We start from the raw sequence: 24,656 nt of genomic DNA, 5'->3' as shown, positions 1-24,656 counted from the left end.
GCGTGATCTCAACGCACGCAAAGCATCAGGCCGAGAGTTGCACGGCAAGCTCCTCCAATTGCGTGAGACAAGTGCCCCACCCCTGGAAGAATCCCATTTCTTCGTGCTTTGTCCGATCCTGCGCGCTCTTATGGCGCACAATTGCGCGATAGCGCGTGCCATCAGCCACCGGCTCCATCGTAATTTCAGCCGTCATGAAAGCTTCGGCGTTCGGCCGGTACTGAGGACCGAGACCATCCGTCCAGACCAGAGCCGTTCCGGCTCTACGGCAAGGACGCACCCCGGCCTTTCCGGAAAGGCTTCCCCTTCTGGCGAACACATCACGATATTGAACTGGCCGCCCGGTACGAGCTCGATTGCGGCCTTGGTCACGCCGTAGGGCTTGGGCGCGAACCATTGCTTCAGAAGATCAGGCTCGGTCCAAGCGCGCCAGAGTTGCGCCGGACTCGCCTTGACCGTGCGTTCAAGGACGAGATCGAGTTGGTCATTTATGTCCACGTGTATTTTCCTTTGCAGCCAGTGTTTCGACGAAGGCATCCAGCTGATTCAGCCGGGTTTCCCAAATGCGTCGCTCTTGTTCGAGCCAGCCTTGTGCTGCTGTAAGCGCGTCAGGACGTAATTCGCACATGCGGACACGACCCGTTTTGCGGGAGACGACGATCTCGCTCTCTTCAAGCACGCGGATATGCTTCATGAAGCTGGGCAGTGCCATGTGATGGCGCTGCGCGAGATCACTGATGCTGGCCGGGCCACAGGCAAGCTGCGCGATAATTGCGCGGCGGGTGCCATCTGAGAGAGAATGAAAGACGCGATCAAGGTGAGCCATATGGCTAACTAATTGCAACCTTTCCCCTTTGTCAAGACACTAATCCATCTGGCTTAGTATTATCCTTGGAGGCTGGTGCACGAATTGGTTTTTCGTCGACACCGGGCATGGCCGGCTCTCTCGCGGGCGCCGTGCAAGCGCCCATCACCTCTTTTGTGATCGTCTTGGAAATGACCGAGGATCATGCGATGATCATTTCGACAACGGTCACGGCCCCCATCGCCCATGCGGCCTCAGCGCTCTCCTTTCTCGAGAAACTGCCCGGGGCTTATCCTGCCCGAACAGACCAAAGGGCTTTGAGACTTTCACCAGATGAACGACAGCATGTTCCTCGATTCCACTCGCCTTGATCCCACTCGCGAAGCGGCGCCGGGAGAACTCATCCAGCTCACGCCGCTGGTCCGCCGCATTCTCGCCGGTAATGCGAGCGCGATGACCTACAAAGGCACATGCACTTATGTCATCGGTCATGGCGAAGTGAGTGTCATCGACCCCGGGCCGGAAGATCCGGACCATATCAAGGCCTTGCTCACAGCCCTCAAGGGCGAGAGCATCGCACAGATTCTCGTCACCCATACACATCGCGATCATTCGCCCGGAGCGCGCCTTCTGAGCAAGGCTACTGGTGCGCCGATCTATGGCTGCGCCCTGCCCTCACCCGCACGCCCAATGTCGGCATCCGAATGGGATCGTTTCAAAAAGAGCCATGATCTCGACTACGAACCGACCTCCATTCTTTCCGACGGTCAACGCCTGGCAGGAATGGATCATACTTTCACCGTTATCGCGACGCCTGGCCATACGACAAACCATCTCGTTTTCGCCTTGGAGGAAGAAGCGAGCCTGTTTTCCGGCGATCACGTCATGGGCTGGGCCACGACCGTCATCGCGCCGCCGGATGGAAAGCTCAGCACATACATGGCCTCGCTCGAAAAATTGCGCGCGCGCAAGGACGAGCTTTATTGGCCGGCTCATGGCGGTCCCGTGATGGAGCCACAACGTCTCCTGCGTGGCTTTATCCAGCATCGCCATCAGCGCGAAATGGCTATTCTCAATCGGCTGGAAGCCGGCGATCAGACCTGTGAAACAATCGTCCAGAATGTTTACGGCAATCTCGGTCCGGGCTTGCAGGGAGCTGCCGCCTTATCGGTTCTCGCCCATCTCGAGGATCTTGCCGAAAGTGGACGTGTCACGATTTCGGGAGACGGCGGAATAGAAGGCCACTTTGGCTTAGCATAAACGGCAGCACCGCTCATTCATACAGATTGAGGAGCGGTGCTATAGGCCACTCTCTTTGAAAAAATCGCCTCACTCCTCGGCAGGCAGCCAAAGGTCCTTATTGGCGTCGCCCCAGGCTTTCAACGCCACGATGACCGGCTCCAGACTAAGCCCGCGCTCGGAGAGGCTATATTCGACGCGAGGCGGTACTTCCGCATAGACCGTTCGCTCGATGAACCCATCCCTCTCCAATTCGCGCAATTGATTGGTCAGCATCCGTTGCGTCACATTCGGCAGGCGCCGCCTGATTTCGTTGAACCGCAGCGTGCCCTTGAGCAAATGGTAGAGGACCACGCCTTTCCACTTGCCGTCGATGAATTGCAGCGTCGCCTCGACGGCGCAACCAGGGCTGCAAGTCAGTTCCTTATGACGAATCCGGGCCATGACGGTATCATTCTCGACACTATGAGCGATTAAAGTGCGTTCTTGTCACCTTTGAAAATAACCTGTCTTTTAGCCGCTGTGGAAGAGGCCGGATCATAAGGATTCGGCATGATGGAGACTATTCATGCGCGCTGTCGGCTATCAGACTTCGCTCCCCATCGACCAGCCAAACGCCCTCGTCGATATCGATCTGCCGAAGCCCGAGCCGAAGGGTCGCGATCTGCTCGTCGCGGTCAAGGCGATCTCGGTCAATCCGGTCGATACCAAGGTGCGCCTACGCGCGGCCCCGGAGCCGGGAGACTGGAAAGTCTTGGGCTGGGACGCTGCGGGCACCGTCGTTGCCACCGGACCCGAGGCGAATCTGTTCAAACCAGGCGATGAGGTCTTTTATGCCGGCGCGCTGGAGCGGCCAGGCAGCAATGCGGAATTCCATCTCGTCGATGAACGGATCGTCGGCCTCAAACCCGCCTCGCTCGATTGGGCGGCCGCCGCCGCCCTGCCCTTGACCTCGATCACGGCCTGGGAAGCCTTGTTCAATCGGCTCGACATCAACAAGCCCGTCGCTGGCATCAAGCCGTCGATCCTCATCATCGGCGGCGCGGGCGGGGTCGGTTCGATCGCGATCCAGCTCGCGCGCCAATTGACTGAACTTGAAGTGATCGCGACGGCCTCCCGGCCGGAGACGCGGAAATGGGTCGAGGATCTCGGAGCTCACCACATCGTGGATCATAGCAAGCCTTTAGCGCTCCAGATCAGCGCGCTTGATCATTCTCCCGGTTTCGTCTTTTCGACGACCCAGAGTGATCAGCATCAGGCCGATGTCGCGGATTTGATCGCGCCGCAGGGTCGCTTTGCACTGATCGATGACCCGCCATCGTTCAATATCGCTCTCTTCAAACGCAAGAGCGTTTCGATCCATTGGGAGTTCATGTACACGCGGTCGATGTTCCAGACAGCGGACATGCAAGAGCAAGGAAACTTGCTCAATGAAATTTCCAAACTGGTCGAAAAGGGCATTTTGCGCTCGACCCTGGCGGAGCATTTCGGCCTGATCAATGCGGCCAATCTAAAGCGAGCCCATGCCTTGCTCGAAAGCGGTCAAGCACGCGGCAAAATCGTGCTCGAAGGATTCGTCTGATCCTCAACAGCCCATCGTCTTCTTGACGATCGATCGTCTCTTCGTCGATCCTGCGGATGGCGACGCCACCAAACTCATCACGGCCATGCCGGGATGACATCTGTCATGAGGGCCGCATCGATCCTGTGAGCGGCCCTCTCATTTGGGAAGAGTCTCATGTTCAAAGGGTGGTTGATCGATAAGATCGACGGTAAGCAAAGCGTCGCCTTCACGGATATCGACGAAGCCAATTTGCCGGAGGGCGATGTCCGGGTTCGGGTCGCCTATTCAACGATCAATTATAAGGATGCCTTGGCCTTGACGGGCAAAGGCCCGGTGGTCCGGCATTTTCCAATGGTGCCCGGCGTCGACCTCGCAGGCCATGTGGAAACCAGTTCGGACCCCGCTTTCAAGCCCGGCGATGAGGTTTTTCTGAACGGCTGGGGCGTCGGCGAGACGCATTGGGGCGGTCTTGCCGAACTGGCGAGCCTCAAAGCCGCCTGGCTGCTCAAGCCGCCGACAGGACTTTCCCTCCGCCAGATCATGGCGCTCGGCACGGCTGGCTATACAGCCATGCTCGCGATCATGGCGCTCGAAAAACATGGCCTTAAGCCCGGCGACGGCCCTATTCTCGTCACGGGCGCCTCTGGCGGTGTCGGCGGCTTTTCGATTTCCTTTCTGGCGACGCTGGGGTTCCAGGTAATCGCCTCGACGGGACGGCTGCAGGAAACTGATTATTTGAAATCGCTCGGCGCAAGCGAAATCATTGACCGCGCGGAATTAGCAAGCCCTGGCAAGCCGCTCGGCCGCGAGCGTTGGGCAGGCGCCATCGACAGCGTGGGCGGTCATACACTCGCCAATGTCTGCGCCTCGACGCGTTATGAAGGTGCCGTCGCCGCATGCGGCCTCGCGCAGGGCATGGATTTTCCGGCGACCGTCGCACCCTTCATTCTGCGTGGCGTGACGCTCTACGGCATCGACAGCGTTTATCGCACCAATGAGACGCGGCGGGTCGCTTGGGATCGCATCGCCAATGTGCTCAATCGCCAGCAACTCGATCTCATCAGTCATGAACGCCCTCTGGCTCAGGCGCTCCAAACCGCCGAGGATCTGTTCGCCGGCGCCGTTCGCGGACGTGTCATCATCACCATTGGTTCATGAGAGACTAGAAGATCCGGTTCTCACTCTTCGTCGCCCTGAAGCGTCGTCATGAATTGTTGTATGCGCCGCGCATTGGCGCCAAAATCATGCGGCAAGAGAGTGGATACGGAACGCATGTCGATCCGCGTCTCCGCGCCGAGCGGCTGAATGCGGATCGTAATATCATTCGGAAACCCGAGAATACGGCCCCGCGCGATCGCATCGATATGGCCAGCATTGCGTCCTGAAGGCGGCACGGCCTCGACGATCCGCCAGCCCATGGCCGCCGCCGCCTGCCTGACAGAGCGATAGGCCGCTTGCGCGTCGGAATCGAGAAGAACCGGTTCGATCTCCGGATAAAAGCTTTTCTGAAGCTGACGCTCGGCCTCGGAGGGGATCGCCGGCGTTGTCTGACGACGCGCCGCAAGCGCCTTGGCACTCATGGAAAAGGCTGGAGGGTCGGCAAGATCCGTCGAAATGTCGCTCAAGGCTGGCAAGCGCCAGGCAAGGCTGGCGAGATAGGCTGGATAAGCGAGCAAGAGAAGGGAGAGGAAGAACCCCGCGAACATGGCCCCAAGCCCCTTGCGGCCCGTCCGCCAGATGATCGCCATGGCAATGAAACTGGAGATCAAGGCGAGACAGGCCGAGAACACCGCCGCGGCTAGAACCACAAAAACCATTCTCAGATCGAGACCCTTGATATGAAAGCTCCGAACGTCGAGCCCATAACGGGAAGCGAGGATGCCGAGGCCAGCTAATAAAAAGGCCAAAAGCGCGAAACGGCGACTCCAGAGCGCCATGGCCGAATAAGGCTCTTCCACAATCCGACGGCGCATTCCGAAAGGCCTTTCCCAAAATAAAACTGAAAAGCTTTTAATCGATAGAGCCGGCATTAACCTCGCAGCCGCATCATCGTTGCAGGCAAAACGAGCGCCTTCCACTCCGAGAGAAACGAGACAGCCGGGCAAAATGCCAGCACTCACCTGTCTCAGGCCGATGGATTGCTCGAGACCCTTGAGTTGACCAAGCATTGACCCCAGCGAGGATGATGAGCCATGAGCGAAGCTGAAGCCCCCCTTCCCCAATCCGGAGCGCGCGATCTTCTCGCACGCCTCTACCGCGAGATTGGCATTTCCGCCGTCGCCGCGGCTCTCGAATCTTTTACGGGGCGGTCCGACCAGGAGAACGCGGAACAATCTTCTGTGTCCACGGTCTCAAGGCTCCCCATGCATGAGCATGATGTGCACAAAAGCGATCTCCAAGATCAGGAGCACGATAAGGCTGCCTGAGGCAGCACCGCCTTTTTTGCACGACCGGGAGGTTCGTCATCAACGAGCCTTCCGGAATGGAATCCTTGACCGCTGAAAAAGAATCCAAAAATAGTTATGATCTGTTCAGGGCAAAGGTTAAGAATTTTTCACAAAATACAAATACTGATCCTTCCCTGTTTTCTTACGCAAAATAAATGTATCTCATTGGGTAGAAAAACACTCCCAGAGGACCATCTTAAAGCCGGATCAGCTTTTGGAATCAGTTTGAGGCTTTTTCCAAAAAGCCTTCGCTTTCAGATGCTTTCCCGCGCGCTGCTCCCCCTGAAACTGGCGGATCAGACCCATCTTTGCCGTTCTGGCTCGAAGAACGCCTATTTCTCCAAAAATTGATTGAAATTTGTTTTCCCTGCGGGGAGATTCCTGTATCTTTAAAAGATTATTTCAGCTTATCTTTGCGCTGCGGTCATACACAATGCTTAGCATTAATTCTGCCGTCTTTCCGTGGTGATATTCTTTTGAGATCGCGTTACGACAAGTAAGTTCCAGACATGCCTCTCTTCACACGGCGAAATTTTCTTCTCGGCGCCGGCACCTGCGTCCTCGCGGGGGCCGGGACCACTGCCTATGCAACCGCCATCGAAGCCGGACTTCGTCTGGAAGTCACCCGCTATTCGATCACTCCTCCTCATTGGCCGAAGGATTTGACCCTTCGGGCGGCTGTCATTTCCGATATTCATGCCTGCGAGCCTTGGATGCCGCCCTCCCGCGTGCGCCTGATCGCCGAGGTGGCCAATTCCCTTTCCCCCGATATCATTTTCCTCTTGGGGGATTTCAACGGCGGCAACCGCGTCGCCTCCCAACCCGTCTGGCCCGAGCAATGGGCGGAGGCTCTGTCGATCCTGAGCGCCCCACTCGGAAGCTACGCCATTCTTGGCAATCACGATTGGATGCATGGGCCGCTGCCGTATATACGGGGCGACAAGGGTGAATCCATCCGTCGGGCCTTGGCCCCCGCCAACATCAAGCTCCTCGAAAATGACGCCCTCCGCTTGAACAAAGATGGCCGAGCTTTCTGGGTTGCGGGACTTGGCTCTCAAACCGGCTATTTCGACGATCATCATCGCTGGACCAGGGGCATGGACGATCTGCCGGGCACATTGGCCAAAGTGACGGATCAGTCTCCTGTCCTTTTCCTCGCGCACGAGCCTTATATTTTCCATAAGATCAGCGATACAGCCACGGATTTGGGTGACCGTCGCATTTCCCTGACCTTGTCCGGCCATACGCATGGCAATCAGATCAATGTTCCCTTCTTGACGCCGCATCTTGTCAAACGGCCTTTTGTTCAAGATCTCGTCTATGGCCATATCGTCAGGAACGGCCATCACCTGCTCGTTTCAGGGGGGCTTGGCACCTCTGTCGTGCCGGTGCGGATCAACCGGCCGCCGGAAGTTCTTGACGTGACCATCAAGGGGACGGGACCGGCTCTCGCGGCCAGCATGTGAGCGCCCCGGCGCGTTCTTTCCTCTCCACGTTTTTGAACTTCCCTCTCTACATTTTTGAAAATGCATCAGATTATTCCGAAAGAGGTATCCACTTTCGAAGATGATCATCTATGGTCTGCTGTCAGAGCATCAGACTCAAAGGCCTACCCACTTCCAGGTCCGGTGTTCTAGTATCATTCATGCATCGGATCGTCCGTCTCGGGTCCGACCCGAGGCTTAGGAATTTTGCCCGCGCACCTATCGAGCCGAAAAAGCGAAGCTGCTTTCCGGCTGGATATTGTAAACATGGATTGATCGTGACGACTTTGTTTCTCAGCCATCCCTCCAGCGCCGGCCATGATACCGGCCCTGGCCATCCCGAACGTGCGGACCGGATTCGCGTCATCGATCAGATGCTCGAACATGAACGCTTCCAGATGCTGCATCGCGCGCTGGCGCCCGGCAATGACCGGCAAGCTATTTTACGGGTCCATCCGGAGACCTATGTCGACGCGATCCACGACGCCTGCCCCAAGGAAGGCTATGTCGAAGTCGGTCCCGATACGATCCTGAGCCCTGGCAGTTGGGAGGCCATCGCCCATGCCATCGGCGGAACGACCGCCGCAGTGAATGAAGTCATGCGTGGCGATGCCAAAAACGCTTTTCTCGCCGCCCGGCCACCGGGTCATCATGCCGAGCGTGAAGTTCCCATGGGCTTCTGCTTCTTCAATACGCCTGCGATTGCCGCGCGCCATGCCCAGGCGGTCCATGGCGCCGAACGCGTAGCAATCGTGGATTTTGACGTCCATCACGGCAATGGAACCCAGGATATTTTCTGGTCCGACGCCAGCGTGCTTTATGCCTCGACTCACGAAATGCCTTTGTTCCCCGGCACGGGCTCCGTGGCCGAGACCGGCGAACACAACAATATTGTCAACGCCCCCTTGAAGGCCGGCGACGACGGCGTGGCCTTTCGCGAAGCGATGGAAAGCCGGATCCTGCCGGCGGTCGATGCCTTCCATCCGGATTTCATCGTGATCTCGTCAGGGTTCGACGCGCATCGCCTCGATCCGATGGGTCATCTCAATTTGGTCGAGGCCGACTTCATGTGGGCGACGGCAAAGATCATGGAACTGGCGGAGCGTCATGCCAAAGGCCGCGTCGTCTCCATTCTTGAGGGTGGTTACGATCTCGAGGCTTTGGCCCGATCGGTCGCGGTCCATGTCCTGACCCTGATGGGTGCTTGACCCTTCAGCGACGGATCAGGGCACCGCAACCCTGATCCTCTTAGAATAATCCGGCGCCGAGCCCGCCTCCTCGCCGAGACGGGTGATCAAAGCCCGCTGCTTGACCATTTCAAGCGGCAAATTCTTGTCGACGATGCCATGTTCATAGAGGTAGTCGGGGAGATAGCCCGATAGAAGAATGCGCCAGTCGAGCGGTGTCCCCGGCTCGATGAGTCGCGCCAGCTTGAAGATGATGGTCGTGCAATTGGAGGTGATCGTCTGATAGAATTCAGGCGTCCCCGCCAGCCTGTTGCCCATGTCCAGAAAGGACAGAAAGAGCGCGCGGCGCTGCTCCGGCGTCAGCCGCAACCTGAACATCGAGACCGTTTCGTGCCTGATATTGGTGCGCAGGCGCAAGATGTCACGCTCGTCGGCCGCGATCAGGACCAGTTCGAACATTTTGAAAAAGCCGCCGAGTTCGGAAAAGGACTCGTGCCTTTCCTTGCGGATTTCCGCTGAGAAGACGACAAACCGCCCATCGTCGAAGCCGAAACTGATCAGCGTATGAGCAATGGCTGGGTTGGACCAGACGGAACTGATCAGATCGACAGAGCTGAGAGCCGCGATCGGATAAATCCGCGTTTCCCAATGCGGGGTGAAATCCGTCTCCGAGCGCCAGTCGAAATCGCGAATATTGTGCAAGAGAGCGTCGCCGTCCTGCAGCTCTGCGGTCACGCCATGTTCGACATCGGGCGCCCAATCGCGATCATTGGAGGGTTTGATCGAAATCCACCAAAGGACAGCGACACCCAAAGCGATCACGAGGCCGCACCAGGCAAAGCGTGAATCGCCACGCTGCTGCAAGACGAGCAAACCGATGGCGATTGCACTCACCAGCGCCAGCCATAGCCAGCGTCTGAGACCATCAGACTGATACCAGACGGCGAAACCAACCAGCACCGCCGCGACAAGCACCACAGGCCAGAAGAGCAAAAGCGCGGCAAGCCCAACACCGCTTGTCTGACGGACGTCATCCACGCTTTACGCTCCGAAAAAGCTCGTTGTCAGCTCAAGCCTTCGGTCGAAACGATTTCTATGCCAAAGCCGGAGAGGCCGACATAGGTCATTGCGGCAGAGGTGCAGAGCTTGATCGAGCTGACGCCGAGATCACGCAAAATCTGCGCTCCGAGTCCGACCTCGCGCCATTCCTTGGTCCGCAAAGCTTCCGAATCCATTTTGTCCTGGCCGGTGATCTGCGCCGGCACACCGGCCGTTCCGTCCCGCAGATAAATGAAGACGCCACGCCCTTCCGTCTTGAATTTTGCAAAGGTTTTGCGGATCGTCTCGCCGCCGGTAATGACGTCGGCAACGATATCAACGCGGTGCAAGCGGGTCGGCATGGCCCGGCCATCGCCGATCTCGCCCTCGACGAAGGCGAAATGCTGAACGCTGTCATAGGGTGTGCGATAGGCATAACCGGTGAGCGGTCCGCAAGGCCCTTCCACGCTGAAACTCGCCACCCGCTCGACAAGCTTTTCACGCGCCTGGCGATAAGCGATGAGATCGGCCACCGAAATCCGCTTTAGCCCATGGTCCTTGGCAAAAGCATTGATCTGCGCGCCGACCATGACGGTGCCATCGTCATTGGTCAATTCGCAGATCACGCCAACCGGCGGAAGCCCGGCGAGACGGCAGAGATCGACCGCCGCCTCGGTATGGCCGGAGCGCATCAAGACACCACCCTCGCGGGCGATCAGCGGAAAAATATGGCCCGGCCGCACGAAATCGCTGGCCCCCATATTACCGTTGGCTAAGGCCCGGACGGTATTGGAGCGCTGCTCTGCTGAAATGCCGGTGGTCAGCCCATGTTTGCCATCGACCGAGACGGTAAAGGCTGTGCCATGGGGGGCATCATTGGCCGCGACCATGGGGGAAAGATGTAAACGGCGCGCTTCCTCGAGCGTGAGCGGCGCGCAGACGATGCCGCAGCAATGGCGGATGATGAAGGCCATTTTCTCCGGCGTGCAGAGCGAGGCAGCACAGATGAGATCGCCTTCGTTTTCGCGATCGTCATCGTCGGTGACGATGACGAGTTCGCCCTTGGCGATGGCCTCGATGGCCTGGGCGACCGAATGGGGCATTGGGAAGCGCTCCTTGCTTGCGCGGGATTCGAGAAGGGCGTTGGACAGGAAATCATTGGGCGTGACGGCGCCTTCGGTCGCGCGCACGATCAGTTCGGCGGTTTCACGGGAGGGCCAAGCCTTGTGCTGATTGCACATTTGTGAAATCGAACCCTTGGAAAGGCCGATCTTCCGGGCGAAATCCGATCGCGTGAGATGATTGCGCTCTAGCCACTCACCGAGTTTCATAAAGCCATTCTAGTACGCCCATGGGTTTAGTCAAACTAAAACAAACCACGGCAGCCAGCCAAATGTTCATTTTTACTAAACTTCTGATGCGGGTTTTCTTACCCCTTTTCCTCTCGGCTGGCACCGCGTGGGCCGAGCCCTGCCTTCCTCTCACCGAGGAAGGAATCAATTATGTCGTCTGCCGGTTCGATACCAAGCGAAGCGATTTGCGGCTTTTCTGGCAACAGCCGGGCGGCCAGCCTTATGGCGGCTTTGCCCCCTTGCGCGCCCAATTACAGCCCAAAGGCGAGACGCTCGAATTCGCGATGAATGCCGGCATGTTTCAGGAGGATCTCAGCCCCGTCGGGCTTTATATTCAGGAGGGCCGCCTGCTCCATCCCGCCAATATGCGTAACGGGCCGGGCAATTTCCATATGAAACCAAATGGGATTTTCTATTTCAGCCAGACCAGCGCGGGCGTTATGGAAACCGGCCGTTTTCTGCAATCAGGCCTCAAACCCGATTATGCGACTCAATCCGGCCCGCTGCTCGTCGCCAATAATCAGTTGCATCCCAAGATTGAACCGACCGGCACCTCGGAGAAAATTCGCAACGGCGTTGGGGTCAGGGACAATCATGAAGTGATTTTCGCAATTTCCGAGGCGCCGGTCACCTTTTTCCGCTTCGCCCGCCTGTTCCGCGACAGGCTCCATTGCCCGGATGCTTTGTTTCTCGACGGCTCGATTTCAAGCCTTTACGCACCTTCCCTCAACCGCGATGACCAATGGCGGCCGATCGGGCCGATCGTCGGCGCCGTCTCCAAACCCACGCAAGGCGCAGCCGGAAAATAGAAGATTTCTCCCTTTACAACCAATTGCGGAAACTTCCTTCCTCTTTATGTCTCCGGCGCCGAATTTGCATTGAAATCAACATTGGTCGGGTCTAGTTCTCGGTCGCTCAAGCTTGCGGCCCCTCTTTCACCTTCGCCCGCGCCGGCATTTCTCGCTCATGCTCAATCGTCTGGAAGATCTGCTGCAACCCACCGAGGTTGCGCCCGAGGCCGCGCCACCGCAAAGCCTCATCGGTTTCTATTGGCATTTTGCGAAACAGGTCAAAGGCCTCGTCCTCATCCTGTTCGCGACGAGTTTCACGGTCGGGCTGATCGATCTCGCTTTGCCGTTTTTCCTGGGTCGCATCGTCGGGATGGTCGATTCCACGCCACGCGAGGTGTTCTGGCCCACGCATGGTCGTGAACTGCTTTTCATTCTCTTCGTGATTCTCGTGGCTCGGCCTTTTGTCTTCTTCGGCCATGGTCTCATCACGAACCAGGTTCTGACTCCCGGCCTGACCAACCTCACCCGCTGGCAGAACCATTGGCATGTGGTGCGCCAGAGCTGGGCTTTCTTTCAGAATGATTTCGCGGGACGGATCGCGAGCCGCGTCGTGCAGACCGGGGCATCGCTGCGGGAAACCATCGTCACCTCGGTCGATATCGTGTGGCGGGTTCTCGTCTATGGCGCGAGCGCGTTGTTCCTGCTTTCGGCGCAAAGCGTCATCCTCGCTTTGCCGCTCGCCATTTGGTTCGTCTTCTTCATAGCGCTGCTACGATTCTTCGTACCGCGCATGCGGGATCGATCACGAGCCAATTCGGACGCCCGCTCGGCCCTGACGGGGCGTGTCGTCGATAGTTACACGAATATTTTGACGGTCAAACTGTTCGCCCGCGCGCGTGACGAGGATCATTTCGTGCGCGACGCCATCGACAATCACACCAAAGCCTTTCGCGCTCAGCAAAGGCTGAACACTTTGTTCGGCCTTTGCCTTTCCTGCTTGAACGCGAGCCTCATCAGTGGCACCGGGATCGTGGCCCTGAATCTGTGGTCGCGCGGCGCCCTTTCGGCCGCCATGGTAGCGACAGGTTTGACGCTCACGTGGCAGGTCGCCAATCTCGCCTGGTGGATTTCGCAAAGCGTCACGACGATTTTCGAGGCGGTTGGCGCCGTGCAGGAGGGCATGCGCTCGGTGGCGGTGCCACGGCAAATGCCCGACCGGCCGGATGCGAAAAAACTGCATGTCACCGAGGGCGAGATCCGTTTCGAGCATGTCACTTTCGGTTATGGCACCACGCGCGGCGTGTTGCATGATCTCAATCTGACCATTCGTGGCGGCGAGCGCATCGGCCTCATCGGCCATTCAGGGGCCGGTAAATCGACACTCGTCAATCTGCTCTTGCATTTCTTCGATGTCGAATCTGGCCGTATTCTCATCGATGGGCAAGATATCGCCAAGGTGACGCAGGAAAGCCTGCGCGCCCGGATCGCCATGGTTACGCAGGATACATCCCTGTTGCACCGCTCGATCCGCGACAATATCCGCTATGGACGGCTCGATGCCAGCGAAGCCGAAATCCGTGCCGCCGCCGAACAGGCGCATGCGCTTGATTTCATCGAAAGGCTGGAAGACCATCAAGGCCGGCACGGTTTCGAGGCCCAGGTCGGCGAGCGCGGCGTCAAACTTTCCGGGGGCCAGAGACAGCGCATCGCCATTGCACGCGTGATCTTGAAGAATGCGCCCATCCTCATCCTCGACGAGGCGACCTCGGCACTCGATTCAGAAGTGGAAGCGGCGATCCAGGAACAACTCGGCACTCTCATGCAAGGCCGGACTGTCATCGCCATCGCGCATCGCCTCTCGACCATTGCGCAAATGGACCGGCTGATCGTCCTCGATCATGGCTCGATCATCGAGCAAGGCACACATAAGGAATTGCTTGCCGCCAATGGCGCCTATGCCCGCGCCTGGAAACGGCAATCGGGCCAGTTCGAAGCCGCCCGTTCCAACAAGGCCGATGCCATCTTCGATCTCGCTGAAGAATAAGCATTGGGCCGCAATATGACGCGCAACTCTGCCCTAAAGCATCAGACCCAAAAGTGGGCTCCACTTTTGGGTCCAATCTGATGCGTTTACAAAAACTTAGAGCATCGGACACGAGTCCATTTGAACATCCGATGCTCTAGATCTTGCGACTGATCGGTGCGTCATTCTGAAGTGACTTACACTTGGCCCAATACCTTGTTACGGCATCACAAAATCAAAGAGTGAGACGCAAACTCATCCGTATCCTCTAGGTATCCGAACCTATGGTTTCCAGTATGAAAAATCAGGAGCTTCAACGAAGTGAATGCGTTGTCATGCTGTCGCCCGACATGGTGGGTCCGGTCGCGGAAGAGGCATTTCAAACACTGCGTCAACAGCTTTTGGCGAAGCTGCCGAAGGATGTCGATATTGAACATATTGGCGCAACCTCTATTCCGGGTTGTCTTACAAAAGGTGATCTCGATATCGTGATCCGAGTCCAGCATGCTCAATTTGCCGAAGTAGATCGAAACCTTGCCCGATTATTCATTCGGAATGTCGGGTCGGTTCGGACAGACAGCTTCTCCTCATTCAAAGATGACGCAAGACACCCCCGCTAGGGATACAACTCGTAGTTCGGGGTGAACCTCTGGACATCTTCATTGCTTTTCGAGATCGCCTCCGCGCTGAGCCTATATTGTTAGCACGCTATAACGCGATGAAGCAGCGTTACGATGGAGCGAGTATGGAACTCTACCGAGTTGCAAAGGCTGCTTTCGTGGAATCAGTCCTGGCGGAACGATCGTCGCTTCGAGTCGATCATGCCCAAGACGACCGTCGATAAAACGTAAAGCATCGCTCATGCATCTGATTTAATGAACGATCTTCGCGGAGGGATCAAACCAACGAAATGCAATGAGCCCAAACAGAAAGCCGCCGATGTGGGCCTCCCAGGCAATCGTCGCATCGGTGAGGCCTAACGAGCCAGGCATGACGCCAAATAGGAAATTGGACAGGAACCAGAAGGCCAAGAAGGTCAGCGCCTGCCGATCCGAGAACACATCACGCAAGGGAAGCGCTGGCTGACGATAAAGGTCATCCCCTTCGACATCGGAGAACCCCAGGGTGCCGCCAAGCGGCGCGCCCGGCTGAAACACGAAGCGGATCGCCGCCGCCATGGCTGCCGAGACCACTGCCGAGGCGCCGACAATCGGCTGTAAATCCGCCATATGCGTCAGAAAATGCATGAAGGCTCCAGCGATTGCACCACCAGCGCAAAAGAGAAGAAAACGGCCGCTTCCAAACCGCCGCGCAACTGCCGAGCCAAAAGCGCCAAACCACAGGCCGTTCATGCCGACATGCGCCCAGCCGCCATGCAGAAAAGCATAGGTCAAGACGGTCCAATAATGCGGCTCGCCATTGTTCAGGAAGAACAAGGCCGCCTGCATCTTGAGTTCGTCTTCACGCGCCAGCGCATTCAGCACATCCGTCACCCGGTCGGGATCGATCTGGAAGGTGAAACGGCCAGGAACAAAGGAGAAATTTTGCAACAATCGCAGGAATTGCTCGGGTGAAAGCCAGTCGCAAAGAGCCTGTATGGCAAAAAGCACGACAAGAAGCGTGAGAATGACCGGCGGAATATTGAAGATTTTTTCCCGTTTCGCCGGCATGAATCTCGTACCCGTTAGAGCATCAGACCCAAAAGTGGTTTCCCGCTTTGGGGCCAATCTGATGCGTTTTCAGAAAAGATAGAGCATCGAATAGGGTTCACTTTGAAGGTCCCGATGCTCTCGAACATCATGGAGCTCAGCCGGACTCGTCTGAGCTCCATGAATGATTGGATAAATAATATTCGAGAGCACGATGCACGAAGATATCGCGCTCTCGTAAAGCAGGAAGCTTATTCCACATCCTCGATGGCGACCGGTCCGCCGCCATTGACCTTTTGCGCAAGCGCCGCTTCCATGAACGTATCGAGATCCCCATCCAGCACTTCGTCCGGCGTGCCGGAGGTCGTGCCCGTGCGCAGATCCTTCACGAGCTGATAGGGCTGCAACACATAGGAACGGATCTGGTGGCCCCAGCCGATCTCCGTCTTGGTCGCTTCGGTGGCATTGGCCTCGGCCTCACGCCGCTCCAATTCCTTTTCATAAAGACGAGCGCGCAGCATGTTCCAGGCGGTCGCCCGGTTCTTATGCTGCGAACGCTCACCCTGGCAGGCGACGACAATGCCTGAAGGAATATGAGTGATGCGCACGGCGGAATCGGTCGTGTTGATGTGCTGGCCGCCGGCACCCGAGGAGCGATACGTGTCGATCCGGCAGTCGCTTTCCTTCACGTCGATTTCGATCTTGTCATCGATCACTGGATAGACCCAAACCGAAGCGAAGCTCGTATGGCGCCGCGCATTGGAATCGAAAGGTGAAATGCGAACCAGACGATGCACGCCCGACTCGGTTTTCGCCCAGCCATGCGCATTATGGCCTTTGACGAGCAAAGTGGCGGATTTGATGCCCGCCTCGTCGCCCGCCGTCTCTTCGATGATTTCGACCTTGAACCTGTGCCGCTCGGCCCAGCGCGCATACATGCGAAACAGCATGCGCGCCCAGTCGCAACTTTCCGTGCCGCCGGCACCCGAATGCACTTCTATATAAGTGTCATTGGAATCGACTTCGCCGGAGAGCAAGGCTTCGATCTGGCGCCGTTCAGCCTCGATCTTCAAGCCCTTGAGCAGGTCTATTCCTTCTTTCTCGCTGGCCTCATCGCCTTCGGCCTCGGCCAATTCGATGAGCGTCGCCGCATCGTCGAGGTCACCCTCGAACTGCTTGATGGAGCCAAGCCGTTCTTCCAGTTCGGTGCGTTCGCGCATGATTTTCTGCGCGGCTTCCGCATCGTTCCAGAGATCGGGATTCTCGACTTTGGCGTTTAATTCTTCAAGGCGTCGCGTCGATGTATCGACGTCAAAGATGCCTCCTCAGCAATCCCAAGGATTGCTTGATCGTTTCGACGAGCGCTTCGGCTTCGGCGCGCATGATCTGCGAACTTTCCTGATTGGAGCATCGGATTGATGAAGACCCGCGAGGGGATCAATCCGAGGCGTTACGAAATCGGTCGGTCACCCCAGAGGAAGGACCAGCCTTGGCCCGTGAAGTGACCCTTGTCTTCATATAGTGCGTGTGAATGGCCTGAACCTTAAGAGACGCGCCCCCGCTTGTAAACTTTTGCTGTGGTTGATCGTGGGAATTCCGGCCAGAATCTGGCTCCACTGGGGAGAAAAAGCGAATTTGCCCCTAGACGGCGGGCTCCAATTGCAAAAATTTCAAAAAAAATTTCACTCGAAAGAGCACATTGGCACATTTTGACGCAGGTTAGGCTTAGCCATTTTGAGTGCAAAAAGCATTGCTTTTGCAAAAATTGCTAAGCTTTTGATGAGAATTTGCTCTCAAATCGATAATTTGCCCACACAGAATCATGCGTGGTGTGCCATTTGAAAATTTCAAGAGGCAATTTGTTCAATTCACGATATGCGTCAACTTGACACATGCCGAGGGGTTGCCCTGCTTCCGTGACCCACCTTACGTTATCCGACAACACCGTGACCCAACCCCGCGGACAGGCCTTTGTCCGCACGACGCCATGTCGAATCCGATCAGGAGAGATCGCTCCTCCGCGTCCACCAGGAGTTTTTCTTTGACTTTCTTGCACTCCCCCTTCGGCCCTCAAAAGCCCGCTTTCACGACCATCGATCTCCCCGATGAAGGAGGAGAAGATGCCAATGGCGAGCAGCCCCAGCTTTCCACCGCCGTGCTCGACACCATGCCGGAAAGCGTCCGCCGTCCAGGCTATGATGTGACCAGTCTCACAAGCGGCATTTTGCATCTCGGCTGTGGTGCTTTCCATCGCGCCCATCAAGCCGTCATCACGCAGAGAGCCATCGAGGCGGAAGGCGAGAAAGGTCTGTCCTGGGGCATTGCTTCGGCGAGCCTCAGACGGCCGACGACCCCGGACGCGCTGGAGCCGCAAGATGGGCTCTATACGGTGCTTGAACGGGATGCCAGCGGCACCAAGGCCGAAATCGTCGGCAGCCTGAGCGAAACCTTCTATGCCCCCACGGACGAACGCGGCCTCGTCGATCGCCTCGCCGATCCGGCCACCAAAATCGTCACCTTGACTGTCACCGCCGGTGGCTATTCACTCGAACCATCGAGCGGCCGGCTCCAGGCCGACGATCCCGACATTCAGAGTGATCTCACGGCGGAACGTCCGGTCACGACGATCGGCACTTTGATGCAGGGTCTCGACGCCGTGCGCAAGGCGGGCCATGTGCCGCCCGTCATTCTGAGCTGCGACAATCTCGGCTCCAATGGCGACACGGTCCGCCAGGCGGTGATCGATTGCGCCGCCATGACTGATGACAAGCTCGCGTCTTGGATTGAGCGCAGCGTGCAATTCCCCAATACGATGGTGGATCGCATCGTGCCGGTCACGACAGACGAGGATCTGCGCACCGCCCAGGATGTTTTGGGCGTGCTCGACGCGGCCCCGGTTTCCGCTGAACCCTATCTGCAATGGGTGATCGAGGATTTTGAAGGCGAGAGGCCGCTATGGGAAGCCGGCGGCGCCGAAATCGTCGGCAGCGTCGCGCCTTGGGAGGCGACCAAGCTGCGCCTTCTCAATGGCACGCATATGGTCCTTGCTTATCTCGGCGGCCTCGCTGATCATGGCACGATCGCCGAAGTGGCGAACGATCCGCTCATGGTCGACTTCGCCCTGCGCTTCATGCTCAATGAGCAAGCCCCGACCCTGCCCTCGACGGCGCCGGATCCCTATCATTATGCCAAGCTTCTGTTGAAACGCTGGCGCAATCCGGCCCCTGCAGCATGATGTCGGTCGTATCGGCCGCAATGGGTCTGAAAAACTCGCCATGCGCATTCTGCGCCCCTTACGCGAGAATTTGCGCGCTGGCCGCCCCTCCCCCTGCGCGGTGCTGGCAATCGCGAGCTGGATTCGCTGGTTTGCCCTGGATGATACATCCGGCACCAAAATCGAGCTCAATGATCCGCTGGAGATCGAACTCCGCAATCTTTGCGCAGCGATCGGCGAGGATCATACAAAAGCTGGCCAAGGCCTTCCTGAGTATCGAGGAAATTTTTGGCCCTGAGATCAGGAACAATGGAGAGCTGGTGCAGGACCTCGGCCGCGCTCTGTCCGATCTGCATCATCACGATCTGCGCAGCGTGATCGCGTCGCGGCTGAATTAATCGCGACGACATACACTTTTGAACCCGGCGGGCTGTGTGTGAGTCTGGCAGCCCACAGGGTTCAAATCCCTCTTCCGTCTCCGGAAAGGGAATCACACACCAAAAGGATAAGTCTCCGGCACGCCATGCGGGCGGCTGCTCGGCAAGGGTGTCACGGCTTTCGTTTCCTCGAACCAGACATAGGCATCGAACTGATCGGGCAGGACAGCTTCGAAATAATGGCTATGGAATTCCGTATCAGGGCGATAGATAACGCCGATCGCCCGTTCGAGCCGAGACTGCGTCAGAGCCTCTCGCAAGGCACCCCGTCCATGCCCCCGCAGCTCGGTCAATGAGCGCGGCATACCGGCCTTCAAAAACAGATATTCGTAGGAATCGAGCCTTGCCGGCAGCACGTTCTTGATGCGCATAGGGCCGTCCCAATCGTCGGCGGCAGCAACCGTACCGCGATCGGTGCCGAAGCCGATCGACACGGCGTCGTCGCCATAGGCCGTCTTGCAGAATTCGCCGATATTGAATTCGCCCTGCCAGCCCATCACGGTCGCCGCCGCATTGCCGATATGGGAATTATGCGCCCAGACCACAGCCTTGGTTTCCGGGCCGCGGGCTTTCATCACATATTGCAATGTCTCGAACATATGCCGGTCGCGCAGATTCCAGGATTCCGTCGAGCCGCGATACATGATCCGATAATAGGTCTCGGCGGCACGCACGATCCGCGCATTCTGCACAGCATCAAAAAGATCCTCGCCATCCTTCGCCGTGGCATCGAGTTCACGGTCAAGCATGGTTTTTAATTGGGCGACGACGGCATCCTCGCAACTGTCATGAGTGCCGCGCAGGACCGCCCGGCCATACCAGGCCGGGTCCATGTGCCAAGCCGACAAGCAGCCATAACGCTTGCGCGCGATTGCGGCCGCCGCCGGATCGACACGATCAAGATAAGTGAGCACGGCTTGTACGGAGGCATGCAGGGAATAGACATCGAGCCCGCGAAATTCGGCCCGCTGTTCCATCGGCAAAGCTTCATTATGCTGACGCATCCACGTGACGAAGGCGCCGACCTCTTCATTGCGCCACATCCAGGTCGGGAAACGGGCGAAGGAATCCTTATCATATTGGCCCGGCCCGCGATGGCGAACATAACGGTCGATACGATTGGCATCGGGCCAATCGGCCTCGACGATGACAATGCTGAAACCGTGACGTTCGATCAGCCGCCGCGTGATCGCGGCACGGGCGCGATAGAATTCGGAACTGCCATGCGTCGCCTCGCCAAGCAGCACGACACGCGCGCCGGCAAAACGATCGAAGAGAGTCCCGAAATCTTGTTCCGCATCGGGATCCGGCAGAGGCAAAGCCGCATCGCGGAGCAATTTGACCGTCTCCGATCCCTGTCGATCCAGGCCGGGAAAAGTCATATCGGTCATACGAACCTCCATCGTTGGCGAACGCGGGAGAGATCGTGTCCAAGTTAAAGCTTGGATGATGCATTCAGTCCGATTTAGGCACCATTCTCCCAGCTTCTTGAGAACGCACAAAATTGCGCGGAGTTGTCTTTGCTGGAATGGGCCATATGGGACCAGATCAAGGAGACGTTCTCTTCAAGGGCTCTGCAACACGGCGTGGTTCATTAAAAAGATGACGACGCAGGAAGAAGGAGAGAGGAATGGGGGCTTCAACAATCGCCTCGATCCAGCGGCCGATCGTCATCGTCAGCGACGATCACCTTCCAGAGTGAACCTCCATCCGCTACGATGACGCGCGGCGGTATTTTGGAAGTCGTCGTGCTCTCGCCATCCGGCTCCGGCACGAAATATCGCTATGATGGGGGAATTGAATTCTGGAGCAAGGAACAAGATGCCCTCGTCGAATGGAAAGGACAGTCTTTCCAATGCACGACGAGGAAATCATGATGGTAGCCCGCCCAACAAGAAAAGCTCCCAGCGCGCGACGGCCTTCTTACTGACCGAAGGGATTACTGCTTGGTTGCGGGCGCGGTCTCGGGCACGCTCGAACGGATGAGTTCGGCGACGACATTCAGATCGTCGGCGACCATGAAGACCTTTTCGAGCATTTCATCGGTCGGACCCAAAAGATCCGGCACCATGATCACCCGCATTCCTGCCGCATGGGCGGCCCTGACACCATTGTGGGAATCTTCCAGGACCAGGCAGCGTTCGGGTGGCGTTTGCAGGGCCTCGGCCGCGCGAAGGAAGGGATCCGGATCAGGCTTACCGCGCTGGACATCATCGCGCGTGATAATGGCGCTGAACCGCTCGCGAATGCCAATGAGTTCGAGATGATGATCAGCCTTGCGACGGCTCGAGGAGGTCGCGACCGCCTTGCTGATGCCTTGCTCCTCAAGTGCGCCGAGAAGATTTTCGACACCTGCCTTCAATTGCAAGTGGCCGGCTTCGACCAGTGATGTGAAATGCTTGTCGGAAGTTGCGAAATAGAGATCGAGCGGGAAATCCTCACCAAACCGTTCGGCGACAAGGCTGCGGCAGCGATCAATCGGCACGCCGATCATCGCTTGGCAAAAGGAAAACGGCGTATCATAGCCCATCTCCTCGCCCGCCTTATTGAGCGCCTTCATCGCAAGGCTCTCACTATCGATCAGGAGCCCATCCATATCGAAAATCACGGATTGCGGCGCAACCCAGGTTTGTTCAGAAGCTGTCATTGACCTGCCTTGGCAAAAATTCCATCTGTCGGGATCGCGGCACGCGACCCTCTAGAGCATCAGACCCAAAAGTGGCTCCCACTTTTGGGATCAATCTGATGCGTTTTCAGAAAGATAGAGCATCAGATTGGCTTCAATGTGAAAGTCCGATGCTCTAACAGCGGAATGTTGAGTTGGTCAGTTCAGCGATCCTTCTCAGCGATCGCCAGGTTCAGTAAAGACCGCCAGTACCGGTGCCGACGAGTCGGTCAGCATCGGGATTGACGGTTTGCGCGCGCGGCGCGGAATCGCTCGCCGCATAAGTATCGGGCGGCGCGGTGCCCGGTTTGAAGGCCTCAAGGATGGAACCAGCCCCGGTGGAACGCAAGCCTGACTTGGCATTGACCGAGATCAGCTTGATGCCAGGCGGCACGCGAAACGGCACATCAGGCTTGTCCTTCAGGGCCATTTTCATGAAATCCCGAAAGATCGGCGCCGTATATTGCGCGGCCTGCGCGGAATCGCCCAGCGAACGCGGCTGATCGTAGCCCATGAAGACGCCAACCGCGAGGTCGGGCGAGAAACCGATGAACCAAAGGTCCTTCGCTTCATTGGTCGTTCCGGTCTTGCCGGCCAGATGTTTGCCGACTTCCTTGATGACCTGTCCGGTCCCGCGCTGAATCACGCCTTCCATGATCGAGGTGATCTGATAAGCAGTCAGAGGATCAAGCACTTGCTCGCGTTTGTCGATCAACCGCGGTTCCGGCTGATTGGCCCATTTCTGGGCGTCGCAGCCCTCGCAGACACGATCATCATGCCGATAGAGCGTATGGCCGTAGCGGTCCTGAATGCGATCGATCAGGGTCGATTTGATCCTTTTGCCGCCATTGGCCAGCATGGAATAGGCGGTTGTCATGCGCATCAAAGTCGTCTCGCCGGAGCCGAGCGACATCGACAGGAACGGCGGCAGATCGTCGTAAATGCCGAAACGCTTGGCATATTCGGCGATGAGCGGCATGCCGACATCACGCGCCAGACGCACGGTCATCTGGTTGATCGAATGTTCGACGCCATAACGCAAAGTATGCGGGCCGCTCGAATGGCCTTCGAAATTTTCCGGCCGCCAGACACCAAGACCAGGCCCTTGATCGATTTCGATCGGCGCATCGAGCACGATCGACGACGGCGTATAGCCATTGTCCAGCGCTGTCGCATAGACAAAGGGTTTGAACGAGGAGCCCGGCTGGCGCATGGCCTGAACCGCGCGGTTGAATTCCGACTGATCGAAGGAAAAGCCACCGACCATGGCAAAGACGCGGCCCGTATAGGGGTCCATCGCGACAATGGCACCGCCGACCTCTGGGATTTGCCGCAACCTGAACTGCCCAGGCTTGCCGTCGAGGGGTTCGACGTAAACCACGTCGCCCGGGATCAGCGAGGCACGCCCGCCAAGGCCGCGCGTCCAACGCAATCCGACCGGCGCCAACGTTCCGGATTCCCGCTCGCGCGCGATTTCTCCGGATTTTTCCCGCTTCGGCTGCAAGCCTATGCGCGCATAATTATCCGATGCATCGAGGATGACAGCGAGCCGCCAGGGCGCGACATCGCCCAAGACCGGAATTTCGGCAAGCGCCACGCCCCAATCCTGGCTGATGTCAATATGGCGCATGGCGCCGCGGAATCCATGAGCCTCGTCGTAGCGCACGAGACCATCGACCAGCGCACGGCGCGCCATGAGCTGCATTTTTGGATCGAGCGTCGTGCGGACCGAAAGCCCGCCTTCATAGAGTTTCTTTTCCCCGTAACGATCGCCGAGTTCACGCCTGACCGCCTCGGCGAAGAAGCCCGCCGCATAGGCATTGGGAGAAAGGACACGCGGATTGACGCCGAGCGGCTCGGTCTTCGCCTTCTCGCCATCGGCGCGCGAGACATAGCCATTATCGACCATGCGATCGATGACCCAATTGCGGCGTTCGATCGCGCGATCGCGCTTGAGGAAGGGATGATAATTATTCGGCGCCTTGGGCAGAGCGGCAAGATAGGCAGCCTGAGCAATGCTCAGTTCATGCACCGATTTACCGTAGTAATTCAACGCGGAGGCGGCGACGCCGTAATTGCCGAGGCCGAGATAGATCTCATTGAGATAAAGCTCGAGAATGCGTTCCTTGGAATAGGCGCCCTCGATCCGGAAGGCGAGCAAGGCCTCACGGATCTTGCGATCGAAGGAGCGTTCATTGGTCAGCAGAAAGTTCTTGGCGACCTGTTGCGTAATCGTTGAAGCGCCCTGGACATGATGGCCACCCTCGACCAGCACCATAAAGGCGCGCAGGATGCCTTCCGGGTCGACACCGCTGTGATTATAGAAATTCTTGTCCTCGGCCGAAATAAAAGCCTGTTTGATCAGTGGCGGGATCGCCGTGCTCGGCAGATAAAGCCGACGCTCATGCGCATATTCGGCGAGAATCGACCCATCGGCGGCATGGACGCGCGTCATTACCGGCGGCTCGTAATTCTTGAGCTGCGTATAATCGGGCAGGTCGCGCTGGAAATTCCAGACAAGAAAGCCTGCCGCGCAAGCGCCGACAACGAAGAGAATGGCGGCTGTCGCGAAGAGGAAACCGAAAAAACGGGCGATAAGCCGCATCAATCAAGCCTCGATATCACGCGCGTGAAGGGAGACCGCGCCTTGGATGAAATGGCTCCGGCGTCCATGAGCCGGTGGAAGCAGGAAACGTGCTGAAACAAACTCGCTAGAGCATATTCAGTCAAACTGAGATCGGATGCCATGCTCTATAGTTGA

General features: G+C 57.5%; 23 protein-coding genes and 1 pseudogene. 13 read left to right on the top strand and 11 right to left on the bottom strand.

What is annotated here, in order from left to right; genetic code table 11:
* Positions 1 to 25: 25 nt before the first annotated feature.
* Positions 26 to 537: pseudogene (locus BIND_RS04855) on the bottom strand (SRPBCC family protein).
* Positions 485 to 826 carry an ArsR/SmtB family transcription factor gene (locus BIND_RS04850; RefSeq protein WP_012383957.1) on the bottom strand — a complete coding sequence of 114 codons (342 nt, stop codon included), beginning with the start codon at positions 824 to 826 and terminating at the stop codon, positions 485 to 487. The pseudogene BIND_RS04855 and the gene BIND_RS04850 overlap by 53 nt, the downstream one beginning before the upstream one ends.
* Positions 827 to 933: 107 nt before the next feature.
* On the opposite strand from BIND_RS04850, the gene BIND_RS04845 reads away from it, so the two are divergent.
* Positions 934 to 1,176 carry a chloride channel protein gene (locus BIND_RS04845; RefSeq protein WP_041777932.1) on the top strand — a complete coding sequence of 81 codons (243 nt, stop codon included), beginning with the start codon at positions 934 to 936 and terminating at the stop codon, positions 1,174 to 1,176.
* On the top strand, positions 1,151 to 2,065 hold the full coding sequence (locus tag BIND_RS04840; RefSeq protein WP_041777931.1) for an MBL fold metallo-hydrolase: 915 nt from the start codon (positions 1,151 to 1,153) through the stop codon (positions 2,063 to 2,065). The genes BIND_RS04845 and BIND_RS04840 overlap by 26 nt, the downstream gene beginning before the upstream one ends.
* A 69-nt stretch (positions 2,066 to 2,134) precedes the next feature.
* Here BIND_RS04840 and BIND_RS04835 read toward each other — a convergent pair whose 3' ends face one another.
* Positions 2,135 to 2,488: a winged helix-turn-helix transcriptional regulator gene (locus BIND_RS04835; protein ID WP_012383955.1), complete on the bottom strand. Its 354-nt coding sequence runs from the start codon at positions 2,486 to 2,488 to the stop codon at positions 2,135 to 2,137.
* A 124-nt stretch (positions 2,489 to 2,612) separates the two neighbouring features.
* On the opposite strand from BIND_RS04835, the gene BIND_RS04830 reads away from it, so the two are divergent.
* Both BIND_RS04830 and acuI read left to right on the top strand, forming a co-directional pair.
* Positions 2,613 to 3,626, top strand: a complete 1,014-nt coding sequence (locus tag BIND_RS04830; RefSeq protein WP_012383954.1) for a zinc-binding alcohol dehydrogenase family protein — start codon at positions 2,613 to 2,615, stop codon at positions 3,624 to 3,626.
* 156 nt (positions 3,627 to 3,782) lie between these two features.
* Positions 3,783 to 4,766, top strand: coding sequence for an acrylyl-CoA reductase (NADPH) (gene acuI, locus BIND_RS04825; RefSeq protein WP_012383953.1), 984 nt, complete (start codon positions 3,783 to 3,785; stop codon positions 4,764 to 4,766).
* Positions 4,767 to 4,786: 20 nt separating this feature from the next.
* Here the strand turns inward: acuI and BIND_RS04820 are convergent, their stop codons facing one another.
* On the bottom strand, positions 4,787 to 5,581 hold the full coding sequence (locus BIND_RS04820; RefSeq protein WP_012383952.1) for a DUF1499 domain-containing protein: 795 nt from the start codon (positions 5,579 to 5,581) through the stop codon (positions 4,787 to 4,789).
* Between the two features lie 219 nt (positions 5,582 to 5,800).
* Between BIND_RS04820 and BIND_RS04815 the strand changes: the two genes are divergently transcribed.
* From BIND_RS04815 to BIND_RS04805, 3 genes are all read left to right on the top strand, one after another.
* On the top strand, positions 5,801 to 6,034 hold the full coding sequence (locus tag BIND_RS04815) for a hypothetical protein (RefSeq protein ID WP_012383951.1): 234 nt from the start codon (positions 5,801 to 5,803) through the stop codon (positions 6,032 to 6,034).
* A gap of 530 nt (positions 6,035 to 6,564) precedes the next feature.
* Positions 6,565 to 7,521, top strand: coding sequence for a metallophosphoesterase (locus BIND_RS04810; RefSeq protein WP_012383950.1), 957 nt, complete (start codon positions 6,565 to 6,567; stop codon positions 7,519 to 7,521).
* A 296-nt stretch (positions 7,522 to 7,817) separates the two neighbouring features.
* Complete coding sequence (locus tag BIND_RS04805) at positions 7,818 to 8,747, top strand: histone deacetylase family protein (RefSeq protein WP_041778464.1); 930 nt, start codon at positions 7,818 to 7,820, stop codon at positions 8,745 to 8,747.
* A 15-nt stretch (positions 8,748 to 8,762) separates the two neighbouring features.
* On the opposite strand, the gene BIND_RS04800 is transcribed toward BIND_RS04805, so the two are convergent.
* Together BIND_RS04800 and ribB are read right to left on the bottom strand one after the other, a co-directional pair.
* Positions 8,763 to 9,764 (bottom strand): Lnb N-terminal periplasmic domain-containing protein, encoded by a 1,002-nt coding sequence (locus BIND_RS04800; protein ID WP_012383948.1) that lies wholly within the window; start codon positions 9,762 to 9,764, stop codon positions 8,763 to 8,765.
* A gap of 26 nt (positions 9,765 to 9,790) precedes the next feature.
* Positions 9,791 to 11,095 (bottom strand): 3,4-dihydroxy-2-butanone-4-phosphate synthase, encoded by a 1,305-nt coding sequence (gene ribB, locus BIND_RS04795; protein WP_012383947.1) that lies wholly within the window; start codon positions 11,093 to 11,095, stop codon positions 9,791 to 9,793.
* A 62-nt stretch (positions 11,096 to 11,157) separates the two neighbouring features.
* Between ribB and BIND_RS04790 the strand changes: the two genes are divergently transcribed.
* From BIND_RS04790 to BIND_RS22155, 3 genes are all read left to right on the top strand, one after another.
* Positions 11,158 to 11,925: a phosphodiester glycosidase family protein gene (locus BIND_RS04790; RefSeq protein WP_041777930.1), complete on the top strand. Its 768-nt coding sequence runs from the start codon at positions 11,158 to 11,160 to the stop codon at positions 11,923 to 11,925.
* A gap of 157 nt (positions 11,926 to 12,082) precedes the next feature.
* Positions 12,083 to 13,951 carry an ABC transporter ATP-binding protein gene (locus BIND_RS04785; RefSeq protein ID WP_012383945.1) on the top strand — a complete coding sequence of 623 codons (1,869 nt, stop codon included), beginning with the start codon at positions 12,083 to 12,085 and terminating at the stop codon, positions 13,949 to 13,951.
* A gap of 275 nt (positions 13,952 to 14,226) precedes the next feature.
* Positions 14,227 to 14,550 carry a GrpB family protein gene (locus BIND_RS22155; RefSeq protein WP_158304357.1) on the top strand — a complete coding sequence of 108 codons (324 nt, stop codon included), beginning with the start codon at positions 14,227 to 14,229 and terminating at the stop codon, positions 14,548 to 14,550.
* Positions 14,551 to 14,802: 252 nt separating this feature from the next.
* Here BIND_RS22155 and BIND_RS04775 read toward each other — a convergent pair whose 3' ends face one another.
* Both BIND_RS04775 and prfB read right to left on the bottom strand, forming a co-directional pair.
* Positions 14,803 to 15,600, bottom strand: coding sequence for a rhomboid family intramembrane serine protease (locus BIND_RS04775; protein ID WP_012383944.1), 798 nt, complete (start codon positions 15,598 to 15,600; stop codon positions 14,803 to 14,805).
* 230 nt (positions 15,601 to 15,830) lie between these two features.
* Positions 15,831 to 16,962 (bottom strand): peptide chain release factor 2 gene (prfB, locus tag BIND_RS04770; RefSeq protein ID WP_012383943.1). Its coding sequence is split into 2 segments (ribosomal slippage): positions 15,831 to 16,892 and positions 16,894 to 16,962, totalling 1,131 coding nucleotides; the frame shifts between segments, so codons are not numbered across the junction.
* 658 nt (positions 16,963 to 17,620) lie between these two features.
* Between prfB and BIND_RS04765 the strand changes: the two genes are divergently transcribed.
* Complete coding sequence (locus tag BIND_RS04765) at positions 17,621 to 18,814, top strand: mannitol dehydrogenase family protein (RefSeq protein WP_050763908.1); 1,194 nt, start codon at positions 17,621 to 17,623, stop codon at positions 18,812 to 18,814.
* Between the two features lie 40 nt (positions 18,815 to 18,854).
* Complete coding sequence (locus BIND_RS22150; protein ID WP_050763907.1) at positions 18,855 to 19,091, top strand: hypothetical protein; 237 nt, start codon at positions 18,855 to 18,857, stop codon at positions 19,089 to 19,091.
* 192 nt (positions 19,092 to 19,283) lie between these two features.
* Here BIND_RS22150 and BIND_RS04760 read toward each other — a convergent pair whose 3' ends face one another.
* Positions 19,284 to 20,621 carry an erythromycin esterase family protein gene (locus tag BIND_RS04760; RefSeq protein WP_012383942.1) on the bottom strand — a complete coding sequence of 446 codons (1,338 nt, stop codon included), beginning with the start codon at positions 20,619 to 20,621 and terminating at the stop codon, positions 19,284 to 19,286.
* Positions 20,622 to 20,915: 294 nt separating this feature from the next.
* Here BIND_RS04760 and BIND_RS22300 point away from each other — a divergent pair, with 294 nt between their 5' ends.
* Positions 20,916 to 21,107, top strand: a complete 192-nt coding sequence (locus BIND_RS22300) for an MliC family protein (RefSeq protein ID WP_425277058.1) — start codon at positions 20,916 to 20,918, stop codon at positions 21,105 to 21,107.
* A 62-nt stretch (positions 21,108 to 21,169) separates the two neighbouring features.
* Here the strand turns inward: BIND_RS22300 and BIND_RS04755 are convergent, their stop codons facing one another.
* Both BIND_RS04755 and BIND_RS04750 read right to left on the bottom strand, forming a co-directional pair.
* Positions 21,170 to 21,877: an HAD family hydrolase gene (locus BIND_RS04755; protein ID WP_012383941.1), complete on the bottom strand. Its 708-nt coding sequence runs from the start codon at positions 21,875 to 21,877 to the stop codon at positions 21,170 to 21,172.
* Positions 21,878 to 22,088: 211 nt separating this feature from the next.
* The gene (locus BIND_RS04750; protein WP_012383940.1) at positions 22,089 to 24,500 is read right to left on the bottom strand and encodes a penicillin-binding protein 1A; all 2,412 of its coding nucleotides are present in this window, start codon (positions 24,498 to 24,500) and stop codon (positions 22,089 to 22,091) included.
* Positions 24,501 to 24,656: the final 156 nt, after the last annotated feature.

The organism is Beijerinckia indica subsp. indica ATCC 9039 (assembly GCF_000019845.1).
In the GTDB taxonomy this organism is placed as follows: domain Bacteria; phylum Pseudomonadota; class Alphaproteobacteria; order Rhizobiales; family Beijerinckiaceae; genus Beijerinckia; species Beijerinckia indica.
The sequence above is the reverse complement of the archived record's forward strand: the minus strand, read 5'-3'. Positions and strand labels throughout refer to the sequence as shown.